Origin of the sequence: Fluviicola sp., assembly GCF_029266855.1 — a bacterium.
In the GTDB taxonomy this organism is placed as follows: domain Bacteria; phylum Bacteroidota; class Bacteroidia; order Flavobacteriales_D; family Crocinitomicaceae; genus Fluviicola.
Genome location: NZ_JAQSWB010000003.1, coordinates 355,518 through 370,786, shown reverse-complemented (window position 1 = coordinate 370,786; position 15,269 = coordinate 355,518). Strand labels below are relative to the sequence as shown.

Annotated in this window: 14 protein-coding genes; 11 read left to right on the top strand and 3 right to left on the bottom strand. The window is 38.1% G+C overall.

The genetic code is table 11. From position 1 onward, the window contains the following. Positions 1–60 precede the first annotated feature (60 nt). The gene (locus K0S23_RS10340) at positions 61–2,130 is read left to right on the top strand and encodes a 7TM diverse intracellular signaling domain-containing protein (protein WP_300356872.1); all 2,070 of its coding nucleotides are present in this window, start codon (positions 61–63) and stop codon (positions 2,128–2,130) included. On the opposite strand, the gene nadC is transcribed toward K0S23_RS10340, so the two are convergent. Together nadC and K0S23_RS10330 are read right to left on the bottom strand one after the other, a co-directional pair. Continuing rightward, positions 2,127–2,960, bottom strand: coding sequence for a carboxylating nicotinate-nucleotide diphosphorylase (gene nadC, locus K0S23_RS10335; RefSeq protein ID WP_300356870.1), 834 nt, complete (start codon positions 2,958–2,960; stop codon positions 2,127–2,129). The two genes, K0S23_RS10340 and nadC, sit on opposite strands and share 4 nt — an antisense overlap. Before the next feature lie 100 nt (positions 2,961–3,060). Beyond that, entirely contained in the window at positions 3,061–3,438 is a 378-nt protein-coding gene (locus K0S23_RS10330; RefSeq protein WP_300356868.1) for a DUF4783 domain-containing protein, read from the bottom strand. A gap of 172 nt (positions 3,439–3,610) precedes the next feature. Between K0S23_RS10330 and rlmH the strand changes: the two genes are divergently transcribed. The 10 genes from rlmH (at position 3,611) to K0S23_RS10280 (ending at position 14,093) form a co-directional block, all read left to right on the top strand. After that, positions 3,611–4,084, top strand: a complete 474-nt coding sequence (gene rlmH, locus K0S23_RS10325; RefSeq protein WP_300356866.1) for a 23S rRNA (pseudouridine(1915)-N(3))-methyltransferase RlmH — start codon at positions 3,611–3,613, stop codon at positions 4,082–4,084. 3 nt (positions 4,085–4,087) lie between these two features. Then, entirely contained in the window at positions 4,088–5,422 is a 1,335-nt protein-coding gene (locus K0S23_RS10320; RefSeq protein ID WP_300356864.1) for a hypothetical protein, read from the top strand. Beyond that, positions 5,423–6,265 carry an FkbM family methyltransferase gene (locus tag K0S23_RS10315; RefSeq protein WP_300356862.1) on the top strand — a complete coding sequence of 281 codons (843 nt, stop codon included), beginning with the start codon at positions 5,423–5,425 and terminating at the stop codon, positions 6,263–6,265. A gap of 72 nt (positions 6,266–6,337) precedes the next feature. Then, the gene (locus tag K0S23_RS10310) at positions 6,338–8,068 is read left to right on the top strand and encodes an ABC transporter ATP-binding protein (protein ID WP_300356860.1); all 1,731 of its coding nucleotides are present in this window, start codon (positions 6,338–6,340) and stop codon (positions 8,066–8,068) included. Further along, on the top strand, positions 8,058–9,185 hold the full coding sequence (locus K0S23_RS10305) for a glycosyltransferase (protein ID WP_300356858.1): 1,128 nt from the start codon (positions 8,058–8,060) through the stop codon (positions 9,183–9,185). The genes K0S23_RS10310 and K0S23_RS10305 overlap by 11 nt, the downstream gene beginning before the upstream one ends. Then, entirely contained in the window at positions 9,172–10,068 is an 897-nt protein-coding gene (locus K0S23_RS10300) for a class I SAM-dependent methyltransferase (RefSeq protein ID WP_300356856.1), read from the top strand. Before K0S23_RS10305 ends, K0S23_RS10300 begins: the two co-directional genes overlap by 14 nt. Next, positions 10,065–11,141: a glycosyltransferase family 4 protein gene (locus tag K0S23_RS10295; protein WP_300356855.1), complete on the top strand. Its 1,077-nt coding sequence runs from the start codon at positions 10,065–10,067 to the stop codon at positions 11,139–11,141. Before K0S23_RS10300 ends, K0S23_RS10295 begins: the two co-directional genes overlap by 4 nt. Further along, on the top strand, positions 11,128–12,030 hold the full coding sequence (locus K0S23_RS10290) for an NAD-dependent epimerase/dehydratase family protein (protein ID WP_300356853.1): 903 nt from the start codon (positions 11,128–11,130) through the stop codon (positions 12,028–12,030). The genes K0S23_RS10295 and K0S23_RS10290 overlap by 14 nt, the downstream gene beginning before the upstream one ends. A 24-nt stretch (positions 12,031–12,054) precedes the next feature. Beyond that, the gene (locus tag K0S23_RS10285; RefSeq protein ID WP_300356851.1) at positions 12,055–13,173 is read left to right on the top strand and encodes a glycosyltransferase family 4 protein; all 1,119 of its coding nucleotides are present in this window, start codon (positions 12,055–12,057) and stop codon (positions 13,171–13,173) included. After that, complete coding sequence (locus K0S23_RS10280) at positions 13,173–14,093, top strand: class I SAM-dependent methyltransferase (protein ID WP_300356849.1); 921 nt, start codon at positions 13,173–13,175, stop codon at positions 14,091–14,093. The genes K0S23_RS10285 and K0S23_RS10280 overlap by 1 nt, the downstream gene beginning before the upstream one ends. Here the strand turns inward: K0S23_RS10280 and K0S23_RS10275 are convergent. After that, the gene (locus K0S23_RS10275; RefSeq protein WP_300356847.1) at positions 14,065–15,177 is read right to left on the bottom strand and encodes an acyltransferase; all 1,113 of its coding nucleotides are present in this window, start codon (positions 15,175–15,177) and stop codon (positions 14,065–14,067) included. The two genes, K0S23_RS10280 and K0S23_RS10275, sit on opposite strands and share 29 nt — an antisense overlap. Between the last annotated feature and the right edge of the window lie 92 nt (positions 15,178–15,269).

Below are 15,269 nucleotides of genomic sequence, written 5' to 3'. Positions count from 1 at the left end.
AAACCAATTACTTGGTTGTTGCGTATTTACTATACTGAAACGTTGCACTAAACCAGCATTGTGAAAAATTACATCCTTCTACTTCTTTTTTCCTTCATTCATTTTATCTCGAGCTCGCAGGTTTCAATAACCCAGCACGATGACTTTCTCAAATTGGAAGGCGAGCAACTGAACTATTTTATTGCTCCGGAGAATCAATCCACAATCCAGTCTGTAAAATCTCACCTGAAGGATTTCAAACCGATCAATTCAAGGATGGTGAACTTAGGCTTTGAGACAAAGGATGTCTGGTTTTACTTTGAAACTAAAAACCTGTCTGATGCACGGCTTATCCGAATGCTTAAGTTAAGTAATCCCATCATTGACGAAGTAGATGTATACAAACGAATTGGAAACAGTACTTTCATCCTGGTATCAAAAGGCGGGGATCAACGTCCATTTGCCTGGCGTTACAACGGAAACCGCGAATTAATTTTTCCCTTAAAACTAGATCCGCACAGTACAAACGGTTTTTTATTCCGGGTAAACAACGGAGGCGAGCAGTTCTACTTTCAAAGTTCACTGGAGAAAGGTTCCTATATCCAGGTAAAACATGGAAACAAACAAGTGTTCTATGGTTTATTGTTCGGAGTCATGATCTTCATTATTATTCTCAACCTGGCAATCGGAATCCTGTTTCGTCAACGAATTGCATATATCTACACTTTATATGGAGCCTCTTTTACCCTGCTCCAGCTATCCTTGCTCGGATTCGGAACAACTTGGTTGTGGACAGATCACTATTTTATTTCAAACAGAGCGAATCCGGTATTTGCATCTTTAGGAGTTCTTTTTTTCCTGAATTTCACATACAGGTACCTTGAATTACATATCAATACGCCCAAAATCAAGCCCATCGTAAGAGCGCTCCAGGTTATTCTGATTAGCAATGTTTGTATCAGCCTGATTCCCGGTACTGCATTCATGAACATTTCAGCGATCACAGTCAATGCAACAACTCTGGTATTAAACCTGTTCATTCTTTATCCCCTGATCGTAACTTTAAGAACCGGTTCGCGAACTGCCAAATCCTATTTACTTGCATTCTCCATCTTACAGATCTCGGTATTTGCATTTGTCCTTCGAAATTTCGGAGTTATTCCAAACAGCTTTCTTGCCGACAATGGTTTGCAAATCGGCTTCGCAGTAGAAATGATCATTCTGACATTTGGTATCCTGCAGCGTTTCAAACTTATGAATGATGCTTCCATTTCTGTACTTGCCGAAGCGAATGAGCTGAAAGAAAATCTGAATATTCAATTGGAAGCGGAAGTCGAACTGAGAACAAAAGAAGTGATTGAGCAACGGAATGAACTGGAACAAAAGAACGAAGAGATTACCAGTAGTATTTTGTATGCGAAACGGATTCAAAACGCATTGCTTCCGAGCAGTTCCTATTATTCAAAACTGGTTCCGAATCTGAATGTTTTTTACTATCCGAAAGATATTGTGGCGGGGGACTTCTATTGGGTGAAACGAATCAGGATCGGAGAAGATACCTGGAAATTTGTTGCCGTTGCTGATTGTACCGGACATGGTGTTCCAGGAGCCATGATGAGCGTTTTATGCATGAATGCCTTAAATGAATCCGCCCGGTTGCTTGAGGATGCGGACCCTGCAGATCTGCTTACACGGGTTAGTTCCTATTTGAAAAACTATCTTCTGACCGATGGATTGGAATTGTCTGACGGAATGGATATTTCAGTAGCCTGTTACAATTCCGAAAAACAGATCCTGCGTTTTTGCGGGGCGAATAATCCTTTGTGGATATTAGATGAAGGCGAGATCCGGGTTGTACCGCCAACCAAAAGACCGGTGGGTAAATCAGAATCCAGCCTGGCTTTTGAACTTCACGAAATGAAGTATAAGGAAAACCAGCGAATTCTCCTGTTTTCGGATGGGTGTATCGATCAATTCGGTGAAGAATCGGGTAAAAAATTAAAAACTCCCGGTCTTAAAAAAATGGTGCTGGAACAATATGATTCCAACCCGGAGAATCACCTGCGAAAAATTGAACAAGGTTTGTTTCAATGGATGGGACAGGAAGAACAACTGGACGATATCTGTATGATGCTTATTGACCTGAATTAGAATGTTGCTTTCAGGCTCATGTCCAGGCTATTAAAGCTATGTGTTAAAGCTCCAACAGAAATGAAATCCACTCCTGTCTCTGCAAAGGCACGAATAGTTTGTTTCGTAATTCCACCGGAAGCTTCCGTTTCATAACGCCTGTCTATTTTAAGGATCGCTTTTTCCAATAAGTCCGGAGTGAAATTATCCAGCATGATGCGGTCTACCATGCCTGTTTCAAGCACCTCATCAAGTTCCTCCAAATTGCGAACTTCAATCTCAACTTTCAATTTCCTTCCTGTAGACTTCAAGTATTCATGGGTTCTCAAAATAGCCTGTTTGATTCCACCTGCAAAATCCACATGGTTATCTTTCAGCATGATCATATCGTAAAGTGCAAAGCGGTGATTCATTCCCCCACCTATTCGCACGGCCCATTTTTCCATATAACGGACTCCGGGAGTAGTTTTGCGGGTATCCAGCAGTTTTGTTTGCGTACCTTCCAACAGATCAACGTAGCTCCTGGTTTGAGTTGCAATCCCTGACATGCGCTGCATGAAATTCAATAAGGTTCGTTCAGCTGCTAAAATGGATTGAGCGCTTCCTTTCAGGTAAAATGCGATATCACCTGGTTTCACAGAGGTGCCATCAGTAAGTAATTCCTCAAAAACCAAGGCAGGATCCACCAATTCACATACTTTTTTCGCAACTTCAACACCGGCAAGAATACCTGAATCTTTGACTAATAGTTTGGCAATCCCGGATGCATTTTGAGGAATACAAGCTAAAGAAGAATGATCACCGTCTCCCAAGTCCTCGCTCAGAGCATTTTTTACAATTTCATCGAACATGGGACAAAGGTAATTCAAAATTCAAAAGTCAAAATGAAAATCCCAATAGCTATCGGGACAAAATTGAAAAGATTCGGTTCAATTGCTTTTGAATGTTGAATTATTCGATAGATAATGATTCTATCCGGAGCTCTGAGCCGATGTGTTTCCATTTAATGGTCACCCGGAAAGATTCGTTTTTAGAGATATAAGTTCCGGTAGTCAGCGGAGAATCGTCGTTTTCTTTCCCTTTGAAAGTAAAACGAAAACTTGAAACCGGTTTCCGGTTAAAAAAATCTTTCAGCAATTGTGTGGCCTGAGACTGCGCATAAACGCCTTCTTTACCTTGAATTTGCAGTAATAATTTATCTTTTCCGTAAGAAACAATCTTGCCGGCATCCTCTCTGTTAAATGCTTGTTCAACAGCAGTGAAATTCGCATCTGAGACAGAGTGAAACGATAAGATAAAAGAAGCTATCAATGATAAAACAAAGCCCATATTTCAAATTATTATTTGACCGCAACAACAAATATAGTGCCTAAAATGGAATCGCGTCAATTCTCTACTGTTTTTATAGATTATATTGTTTCTGTAAGCCGCACAAAAAATGAAATAAAAGAGAAACAGCAGTTCAATTCCGGCCTATTCACAATTTTCGTATATTCGTTGCATGCAGGTAACACTACTTTGTATTGGTAAAACGGGAAAGAAATTTCTGGAAGAAGGAGAACAAGAGTACTTAAAAAGGCTTCGGCATTACATTTCTTTTCAACTGCACATTATTCCTGATATTAAGCAAGCCAAGAGCTTATCAGAAAATCAGATCAAACAAAAGGAAGGAGAACTGATTCTTGAAAAAATAGGCTCTACGGATTCTCTTATCCTATTGGATGAAAAAGGAAAGGAATACACTTCTACCGAATTCTCTGCTTATCTCCAGGAGCAATTCAATCGCGGAGGAAAACAAATCTATTTCGTTGTTGGTGGCCCTTATGGTTTCAGTGACGCGGTGTATCAGCGGGCAAACGGAATGATTTCCTTATCTCAAATGACATTTTCCCACCAAATGATCCGCCTCTTCTTCATAGAGCAAGTTTACCGCGCGATGACCATTTTACGGAACGAACCTTATCATCATCAGTAGCTTATGATGTTTGATTTTTTTAGCATCATTGATATCCTTTCCTTTTTAGGTTGGTTCACCCTTTTTGCAATAGGGGCCTTTTTCGTTTATCAAAAAAACAAATCAAATCCCGAATTCAAATATTATTACTATCATTTTTATTTCAAACTATTTGCCGGACTTGGTTTTGGGCTGGTCTACATTCTTTACTACGAGAGACATGGGGATACTGTCTTTTATTGGCAAGGAGCGCAGAAACTAAACGAGTTATTTTTTGATAATCCATCAGCTTATTTTCACGAGTTATTTTCAACTCCTAAAAGAGACATTATTCCAGCCTATTTTAAAAACGTTGGGCCTCCTCCTATTTGGATTTACAATGAACCCAACTCCTGGTTCGTCTGCAAAATAGCCAATTTCCTGTCGTTTTTCACTTTTGGCAGTTACCTGGTCCTAAACCTTTTTTTCACAATAATATCCAGTTGGATTTCGTGGCGCTTTTTCAGATACATGAATAAAATGCTGGAAATAAAAACATCCTTCATTGCAATCGCATGTTTGTTTGTACCATCAGTGGCTTTTTGGTGCAGCGGAATTATCAAAGATACCGTCGCTTTATCCAGCATTCTTGTCCTTACAATGAGTTTATTCAAATTAATCCGGAAAGATTATAATTCGCTATTCTGGACATTTGTCGCAATTATTATATCCAGTTATTTCCTGATATCGATCAGGCCCTTTCTAATCTTAGCCAGTTACCTGCCAATGTTCATTTTATTCGTATTCAAACTGAATAGTCAAAAACCGTTTATTGTGCGCAGTCTCACCAGGTTTGTCGGCATTGGCATTTCTATCATTGCTTTGGTTCTGTACTTCAGAAGTGATGCTGCTTTTGGAGAGTTCTCAGCGAATTCTGTTTTTGAAACTGCGGAGATCATTCAAAAAGACATGATGAATAACGCCGGATATACAGGAAAACGTTACGATCTAGGAATCACAGAATTTACGAATGCCAATTTGATCAAAGTTATTCCTGCAGCTTTGAATGTGAGTTTATTTCGACCTTACATTTGGGAAGCAGAAAATCCATTCATGCTTTTAAATGGAATTGAAAATTTCCTGATTCTGCTGCTCACTCTCTCCCTGTTCAGACGAAATAAACATGCCATTCCCTTAAGCATCGATCTTAAAAATTATATCCTTTTCAGTTTGGTTTTTGTTTTTATTTTAGGCTACTTTGTCGGATTAACCTCCGGGTTATTCGGAACTTTGGTAAGATTTAAAGCTCCGATCATCCCCTTCTTCCTGCTCTTTGTTTTTCATCGAATGACGGAAAACAAGCCCAAAAAATTAACTTGAATGAAAAAACTTCTTACCAATAAATTCGCAGAACAAATTCTTCTGGTTCTGATTCGGCTTGTAAACGCACAGACCTGGTTTTTCAAATTTGTTCCATCCAACACAGATTACCCGGTGAATACTATGCGAAAAGTGAAACGAAGCGGAGTTTATTACGAATTGGATATTTCAGATTATCAGGAATGGTTAATTTATTTTTACTGTAAATCAGATTCAAGTGATCATGTTTTGGACTATCTGGGGAAATCAGAAATAATCTTTGATATTGGGGCAAATATTGGTCAGACAGCTTTCAATATCTATCATTCTCAAACAAGAAAAGAGTTGAATCCCCTCATTTATGCTTTTGAACCTTATCCTCAGACATTTGATAAATTTGAATCAAACATAAACCTGAATAATAAAATTACGGGGGTCCGTGCATATAACCTGGGGTTAGGTGATCAGAAAGGAACATTGCAAATGGCGAAACACAGCCCTTCAAATAGTGGAGCAACCCGTATGACTGCAGATACTCAGAACAGCGTATCGGTTTCAGTTACGTCACTTGATGAATTTGTTTCGGAACAAAAAATCCCGCGAATTGATTTTATTAAAATCGATGTCGAAGGATATGAACTGCAAGTTTTGAAAGGCGCCATGCAATCAATCCGACAATTCAGACCAGCCCTTGTGTTCGAATACAGTGTAGAGAATATGTTGGCCCAGGGAGGAAATATTCGAGAGGCTCTGGCTGAACTCACAGAATTAAACTATAGAATAAGTACCAAAGAAGGTGTGCGTGACTTAAACGCTATTTTACAATTGGAAATTCAAACCGACCTAATATGTCTTCCCCAGTAACATTTCCTTAATTCAAGTTCGGATTTTTACGTAATTTGGTAGCGAGTATCTACTTGAAATAATCTCATATCCTTGAAGAGTCAATTACATTTAATCAAACGTATTTTCAGAGAACTTCCAAAGGAAATAGGTTCCTTTATCTGGAGAGCACTTCCGATAGCTTTCATTAGTTCCTTGCTGGACGCAGTTAGTATCAGTATTCTTTTCCCGGTTATTAACTTTACGCTCTTTCCTGAAAAAATAAAAGAAACAAATTGGGCGAATTCATTGTATCATTACTTTCATTTCGAATCGAATAACACCTTTTTAAGCTTCCTATTCATTTCCGTGCTTGTAATCTTTATTTTAAAGAATATCATTTTTTACTTTATCAATCTTTGGTTACTGAACAAAACGTTCCAAATAGCAAATGATTTAGCCATTCGGAAAATGCAAACACAGTTAAACCATTCCATGTTCCACGAAGTAAACCAGGGTACTTCCGAACAAATGAGAAACATTATTCAACTTCCTATCGAATTAATGATTTATCATGCACTTCCGGTTATTAATCTTATCAATGAACTCTTTCTCATCGTTTTAATAACAGCAGGAATTGCAATTTTTAATCTTCCTTTGTTTGTTTCTATTATCCTCCTCATTCTTCCCCTCTATTTTTTGTCTTCCTGGAGAAGCAGAAAACTACTGCTGAAACTGAATAATGAAAAGGATGCCACCAGCAAGGCTGTCTTTAAAAGCACAAATAAACTCCTGGAATCTCTTCTGGAAATTCGATTATTTAACAAACGGGATTATTTTGAAAAGGAATTCAAAGCTTCCATGGAAAATTTTTCGGAGATCAATAAGCAATTTAATCTCCTGAATTTAATCTCCCCGAAAATCATTGAAACTATTGGTGTTTTTGCAATTGTCGGAGTATATATTTTCGGACAAATATCACATACCAGCATCCCTGAAATAGCCAACTTTCTCGTTGTATTTGCCATCGCTTCATTCCGCTTAATTCCTTCATTGAATAAAGTTGTTCTGAACACCAATTACATTAAAAGCAGTGCCTACATTGTGGATCAGTTTTTAGAGTCAAAACTTTGGAGAGATGTTAAGTCAAGAAACCAAGCATCCTTAGAGTTCAGAGATAAATTACAGCTAAAAGATGTCAAAATTGAATTTGACGGCAGGGTCGTATTGGAATTTCCGGAACTGACATTCCGTAAAAATGAATCGGTAGCAATCATTGGAGAATCCGGAAGCGGAAAGAGTACCTTACTAAGTATGCTGTACGGAGATATTCCTGATCATTCCACCGGAAGTCTTTCAGTTGACGGAGTTGTCATAAACGAATCCAATAAGGAATCTTACCTCTCACTGATCTCTGTTGTTCCGCAAAAGGTTCAGCTGATTGAAGGAACTTTGGAAGACAATATCTGTTTTGGAATTCCTCCCAGCGAAAGAAACCAGCAACGTATCCGGGAAGTGATTGAACAGGCAAATCTTACACGTTATATTGCCTCGCTTCCCTTAGGATTAAAAAATGTGGTCAACGAAAGAACGACCAATTTATCCGGCGGTCAAAAACAACGAATAGCCATTGCAAGAGCCTTGTATCACGGCGGTGAAATCCTTCTGTTTGATGAAGCAACAAGTGCATTGGATGCTGAAACCGAAAACACCTTACTGCAGGAAATCCAGGCACTCAAAAAGTTAGAAAAAACGATAATCATAGTTACTCATAAACAGAATTCGTTACATTTGTATGAACGAATAATACGAATTAACGCTGGAACGATACTTAATGAAACCTAGGAAAATAGGTATTGTTGTAAATGACCTTATACAAGGCGGCGTTTCTCAGTTTCTGTTAAGTTATTGCAACCAATTAGACTACTCTGATTTTGAATATCAACTCATTGTTTTGGGTGGACAAAAAGATCCCTTCATTGAAGATTCTTTAAGAAAATCCGGTATAAAAATTATTGATTTTAATATACCCTATTACAATGAGAGCAATTCCATCGGTCAGTTTGTCAATCGGCTAAAAGTCTCCCTAAAAAAGAACGACTCTGCTTTCAACGCTTTCGTGAAAGATTTGGGATTAGACCTCTTATTTGCTCACTGCCATATCCAGTATGTACCTTATTTAAGGCAAACAAAACTTCCTGTGATTTTTGTGGCTCATTTGCTGATCTCAAGTAAGCCGGCAAATCCGGTTAATTTCTTAATTCAGAAGAGTTGTTACTCGTTTTATTTAAAAAACACAACTGTAATTACTGTTTCAGAAAGTGTTACCCGTTTTTTCCACGAATTCAAGTTGGTAAACAGACTAACAAACCTGTACCATTGCCCCAATAAAACAATTCTTCCTGCCCAGCAAATAAACTACCGCGAAAAGGTAGAACGAATTGTATATGTTGCGAGGATAAGTACCGTGAAAAATCATTCGGAATTGCTAAAAGCATGGGCAATACTGAACAAAAAAGAGATCACTCTTCAGTTGATCGGTCCGAATGAACTAAACTCACAATATCAATCTGAATTAGCGCCCTACCTTGCCGAGAATATTGATTTCCTGGGAAACAGGTCGGACGTTTCAGAATTATTATTAAATGCCGACATAGCAGTTTTCCCTTCAAAATCAGAAGGCTTACCATTGGCTTTATTGGAGAAAATGGCTTATGGCCTTCCCGTTGTCATCAGCGACATCCCTCAATTAACGAGTATTATCAGAAACGATGAAAACGGATTGGTTTATTCATTGGGTAATCCGACAGAACTCGCGGCCAAACTTGAAATCTTAATTTCAGATTGCGAAAAAAGAAGTAAACTTGGAAATGCTGCAAGGCAAACAGTTCTGGAATCTTATGCGTATGCGCCCGGAGAACCTTTAACATTGTATGAAAAAAAAATAAATGAGCTCATTTAATTGTTTGTTCTGTAATCAGTCAGCAAGCCTGTATAGCAAATTACCTCCCAATCAATTTGAAGGGGTGACTTTTCATTATTATCAGTGCACGAAATGCAAGCTGATTCAAATTGATCCGATTCCTTCACCCGAATTGTTATCAAAGATGTATCATTCGGAATCTTATCACGAGGTCGAATTGGCGGAAATTCTTCCTTTGGATTATGTACTTCCCGGCTTGCGATTCACTTATCAAAAACAAATCACTGAAATCCCAAATATTACTCAGGGTCCCAATCTGGATTTCGGTTGTGGCGACGGACATTTTATTCGTTCGATGGCGCAGCATCAAATTCCCTTTGACGGAGTTGAATTTAATCCCGAAACAATAGAAAAACTGGCATCATTACTACCGAGTTCCAATTTCTCGACAGTAGCTGATTTTTTAGCAAATCCAAAAACCTACCGGGTAATCAGGATGAGCAATGTGTTGGAACATTTCACGAATCCGAAAAAAGAACTTGGAGCTATTATTGATAAATTGGAATCAGGCGGATATCTGGTTATTGAAGGTCCGATAGAAATGAATTGGAGCTGGACCAACTGGTTGAAGTGGGGATATTTGAAGTTGCGAAAAAAATTGCGTTCCTCCTACTCAACAAGCCATGCTCCAACGCATACAATATATAGCAATCGACAAAATCAACTTGATTTTTTTCGTCAATTTCCATTAGAAATCACCACATTTGAAGTAAGAGAGGGTTTTTGGCCTTTTGCTGAAAAATGGAAAGATTGTAAGAGTATCAGGTCTATTCTTATTTACTTCTTTTGTTCATTAGGAAAAAGAACCATGCTTTCTAAGAACTATGGAAATGTATTTCTGCTTAAAGCGAAAAAACTATGAAAGTTGCCTATCTGCATGGTAGACCAAGTGCACATTATATTCATCAGGACCTTGCAAAAACCTGGGATGCAGATTTCTATTTCGTAGATCAGGATTTTCAGTGGCAAGATGAAAAAATGTCTGCCGCGAAAAGAACCTGGTTTTGGATCCGGAATGCTTTTTCTTATCGAAAATACCGCGAATACGATGTGATTTTGGTAGACAACTTACATTTCTCCCCGGTTATCGCACGAAAACTTGGTATCATAAAGAAAAATCAAAAGATGGTGGTCCATATGGGAAGCCATACTTTGTACTTCATGTCCCGGAATCTCTTTGGATCATTCGCTACAAAACTGCATTGCTGGGCCTTAAGACAATACGATGAGATTATTTGTGAAGGTGAATACTCTCTAAATATTGCTGAGAAAATTGTGGGTTCAAAGCAACATATACATTATTCCTTTTTAGGTCCCAAAGAAGAAAAAGTGGCCGCACTTCAAAAACTTAAACCCGAACTGAATGGCAAAACACTGTTAAACATTTCCCAGGTTGAAGACAATGATTTTCGTTGGAATTACAAAGGAATTGACATTATGCTAATGGGCTTTGAGCTTGCTTTGTCCGAATTTCCTGACTTAAAACTCGTTCTTATCGGTGATTTCGGGACTGTTAATCGGGAGCTAATTCTAAAACAGCTTCAGCCAAACACGCGTGAACACATTTTTTTTGAAGGATATCAGAAAAACCTGGAAGCTTATTATGCCAATTCAGATCTTTATCTGCATGTTGCACGCGGTGATGCGTTCCCAACAACTTCTATCGAAGCTATGCACGCCGGTTTGCCATGTCTTGTTTCGGAAGATACAGGCACCCGGGAAGTTGTTCTTAAAGCAACAAATTTATTGGTCTGCAAAACCGAAATTGAGGATTGTGGTGAAAAGATCAAAGAATATTTCCGATTAACATCTACAGAGAAAAAAATCCTGCAGGAAAAAGTGCAAAATGCCGTTCAATCTTATACCGAAAAGAATTCTCATCTAAATTATCGGCGTATCTTATCCATTATTACAAAAGTAAATGGAAACGGATAAACCTAGGGTTCTCTTGATTGGGTGCGGATTTATCGGAACAGCGCTCTTAAACCAATTACTGCGGTCTGAGTATCGTGTTAGAGTTATTTCCAGGCACCCGCCACTGCTTGATTCAAAATCGGCAGAACTGCATCGGATGGAGATAAATGAAGCCCTGCAGCATGATGGGATCTGGCAGGAAGTTGATTTTGTTATTTATACAGCCCACCATGACCGGCCAGGCGATCGGGAATACAATGTGCAAACGGATGGTGATCTTAAGCTGATTAATCAGGTTCTGAATAAATTGAAGGGATCAGCATGCAAAAAATTTGTATATCTATCCAGTGGTGGTGCGGTTTACGGCTTGCCTCAAACAAAACTGGTGGATGAATCCCACTTAAGGGCTCCGATCTCTGCTTATGGAGAATCTAAAAAACGGATTGAAGATTTATTGCTTGAAAACAGTAAAACCGCAGATTTCAGCACTTTAATCCTAAGACCTTCCAATGTTTATGGCGACCAGGAACCAGATAGAATTACCGGAATTGTAAATCATTTAATCCTTTGCAGTAAGCTACAGCGGAATTTTACGATTTGGGGTGATGGAAATGGACTCAAAGGATATCTTCATGTCAATGATTTGAACGCTTTAATACTTCTTACACTTCAGGACCATGAAACAAGAGTTGGTGTTTTCAATGTATGCTCAGAAGAATATTACACTCCCAGACAATTATTAAAAATGATAAGCGATCTAGGATATTCTTTACAATGCAATTTTGAAGACCAAAAGAAATTTGATGTTTGTCAAATCCAGCTTTCAAGCAAAAAAGTTCAGAAAGCATTCAATTGGAGACCGAACCAGGTACTAAAGGATTATATCACGACACATTTGAATCATGTTTAAGTATTGTAACTATAATATTCGGTCATGAGAATTCTGCATTATTATCCTTCAAATGCCCAGACAAATTCACTTGAAACTTATTTGAAGCTGCTAAAAGAAAACGGGCTTGAAATTGTTGTCTTAACCTCTTGTGAAAAGGGTGATTTTCATTCAAACCTGGAAGCATCCGGAATCCCTTGTTACACGGTCGAATATCATTCGAAAAATCGTCTGATGTATTACTGGAAGCATATTCGATTCTTAAGTAAATTCGTGAAAGAGCATCAAATTGATCACCTGTTTTCGCATTTACAGCACTCAAACTTCATTGCAGTCATCGCTTATTATTTTCACAAAAAGCCGACAACTTATTTTAGACACCATCTTACAATTCCGGGAGTTGAAAAAATTTCAAGGATTGAGAAACTCTTTGATTGGATAATTGATCGTTTTGGAAAACAAATCGTTGTAGCTTCACCAAGTGTCTTGCAAAACATTCAAAAATTCGAGTCAATTCATGTCGAAAAATATCGTGTGATTCCGTATTGCTATGATTTTGACAAATATCCGAAACCTGATCCCGAACGTGTTAAAATCATCAGATCCAGGTATGAGCAACGCGATTTCATATTACTTATGTGTTCCAGGTTTGTAGCAAGTAAACGCCACCGCTATGCTTTAGAAGTTTTATCGCTTTTAGTTAAAGAGTATCAATGGAATATTCAATTGCTCTTACTTGATCACGGACCACTTCTGGAAGAAATAAAGCAGACAATCAGTGAACTTAAACTCAATGATCATGTTGAGATCATCGGATTCACGAAAGAGTTTGTAAACTACATGGCGGCTTCAGATCTTTTGTTTCATCCCTCCTTAACCGAAACTTCGAGTAGTACTGTTAAGGAAATGGGTCTATTGGGCAAACCCGTCGTAGTAACAGCTGGAGTCGGAGATTTCGATGATTACATTGTTTCAGAAAAAAACGGTTGGAAAATGGAACTTACTCAGAGCACAGAAGAAACCGCAGAACTATTGAATCGTATTCTTAAAAATCCTGAATCTTTGAAAGAAAACGGAAATTCACTAAGAGAAACAGTTCAAACAAAATTCGGAATTCAATCTTTCAATTTAAACGCTTATTTTTCACTTTTAAAACAACCTTAATGGAAACTGTTTTCAGTCCAATGACCTACTCAAATGATGTGAGTTTAGTTGCTAAAATCCCTGTTAAACGAATTGTTGACACTTACAGGCTGGACCAACAAATGGATATTTCCCGCTTGTTTCCGGGAATAGAGACAATCGAACTATACCGTTGCAATTCATCCGGATTTGAATTTTTCTGGCCTTTAACTATTGCCGGAGATGATGTTTATTATCAGGAACTGGGACAAAAGGCATGGTATTACCATCCTGACAGATGGGAACACATTGAAGTCATCAAAGAATTGAAAAACGAAAAAATACTTGAAGTAGGATGCGGAAGCGGGGCATTTTTGAAAAATGTTGTATCCAAAACCTCTTGTGCTATCGAAGCACTGGAACTTAATTCGGAAAGTGTCAAGCAACTTCGCTCCGGCGGATTTCATGTTTCAAACACACCTGTTGAAGAATATGCCAAAGAGAATCCGGGACAATTTGATCTTGTGTGTTCCTTTCAGGTCCTGGAACATGTTTCAACTCCCTATGAATTTCTTAAAGCGCAAATTGAGTTACTCAAATCAGGAGGAAAATTAATAATTGGTGTGCCTAACAACGATTCTTTTATCGGATCGAATTTGCATTTGAGCCGTATTTTAAACGAACCTCCACACCATATGGGAAGATGGACTTATGAAAGTTTACGTTCGCTGGAAAAAATCTTCCCTGAACTTGAATATACAGACGTAAAATACGAACCTATGGTCAACGATAATGTTTCTGTCTACACATGGAATCTGGTTCATCGCTTGCTTTTCAAAAATCACTTTCTGACGAAGGCTGTTTGGAAATTAAAAATGTACAAACCCTTTGAATGGAGCGTCCGTATTTCTAAAAACAAAATTAAGGGTCAGACTATTTTGATTTCTTTTGTAAAACGCTGAATCTTTTCTCCTTTATTCGAAGAAAGAATCGTTCAAATGTGATATATGACAGATAGGAAACGAGTATCGTTCCCAAAAAAACGATTCCATAACAGATCAAATAATCTGTCAGCTTGCTCTTTCCGTTAAAATGAATCATTTTGGAAGCGAGCAAGAGAACTAAAGGATGAAAAATATATAATCCGTAGGAGATATCCCCCAACCAGTTAAAAATTCCTTTGTTCAGATTAACCCGTTTTCCGTCATAAGAGATTTGCTGAATAATCAATACAAGTGTAAGTAATGCAATAAATTCATTGTCGAAAACAGATGCAATATGAAATTGATTAAAAGTAACCAGGATTAATATTCCCCAAACAATGATTTCAGCAATCGGATTTCTGACAATTTTTAGGATCGGATGTTTTTGGATGAATAAGATTCCTCCCAATGCCCCGATCATCATACACTGGAATCTATTTACATGAAGAATTGTGTAAAAAACTGAAGGCCGGGATCCGTTGTACAAAATATCCCAGACTCTCGCCCCCAGTTTAAGAGCCAGTAAAAAAATCAGCAATACAAATACCCATTTTAGAGGCTTCCTGATTTTTTTTATGATTATCGGCCAGAACAAATAGAATTGTTCCTCCACTCCCAGCGACCAGAAATGTCCGACACAATCAATGGAAGTGCCCAATATAAAGGGAATATTCCCTAGCAAAAACACATACATGAGAAAGCTTTCGGAATTAATTTCCATCTGAAAATAATTCAATACCAGGAGTATTAATCCCAGGTACAAATAGTAGAGCGGAAAAATTCGCAATACCCGGCGCATATAAAATCGCTTAATATCTATTGAACCCGCGGCAGCTTTTTCTTTGAGCAATAAATAAGTGATCAGAAAACCGCTCAATGAAAAAAACATGGAGACTCCAAAACCCGCTAAATCTGTTGAAATAATATTTCCAAACCGATCGACCCCAAACAGGCGATTATTCAACCCGAATCTTTGAAGACCTACAGTCGTATGAGAAAAAATAACCGCAATTGCTGCAATTGCCCGAATCCCATGCAATCCCGGTAAATAATTCCCGCTCATTTAATTCCTTCAGTTTTGTAACACAAAATTATCATTTTAGATGGTCTTTCGCTTAATTCGTAAAACGCCTTTTAAACAAGCAATTAATGAGA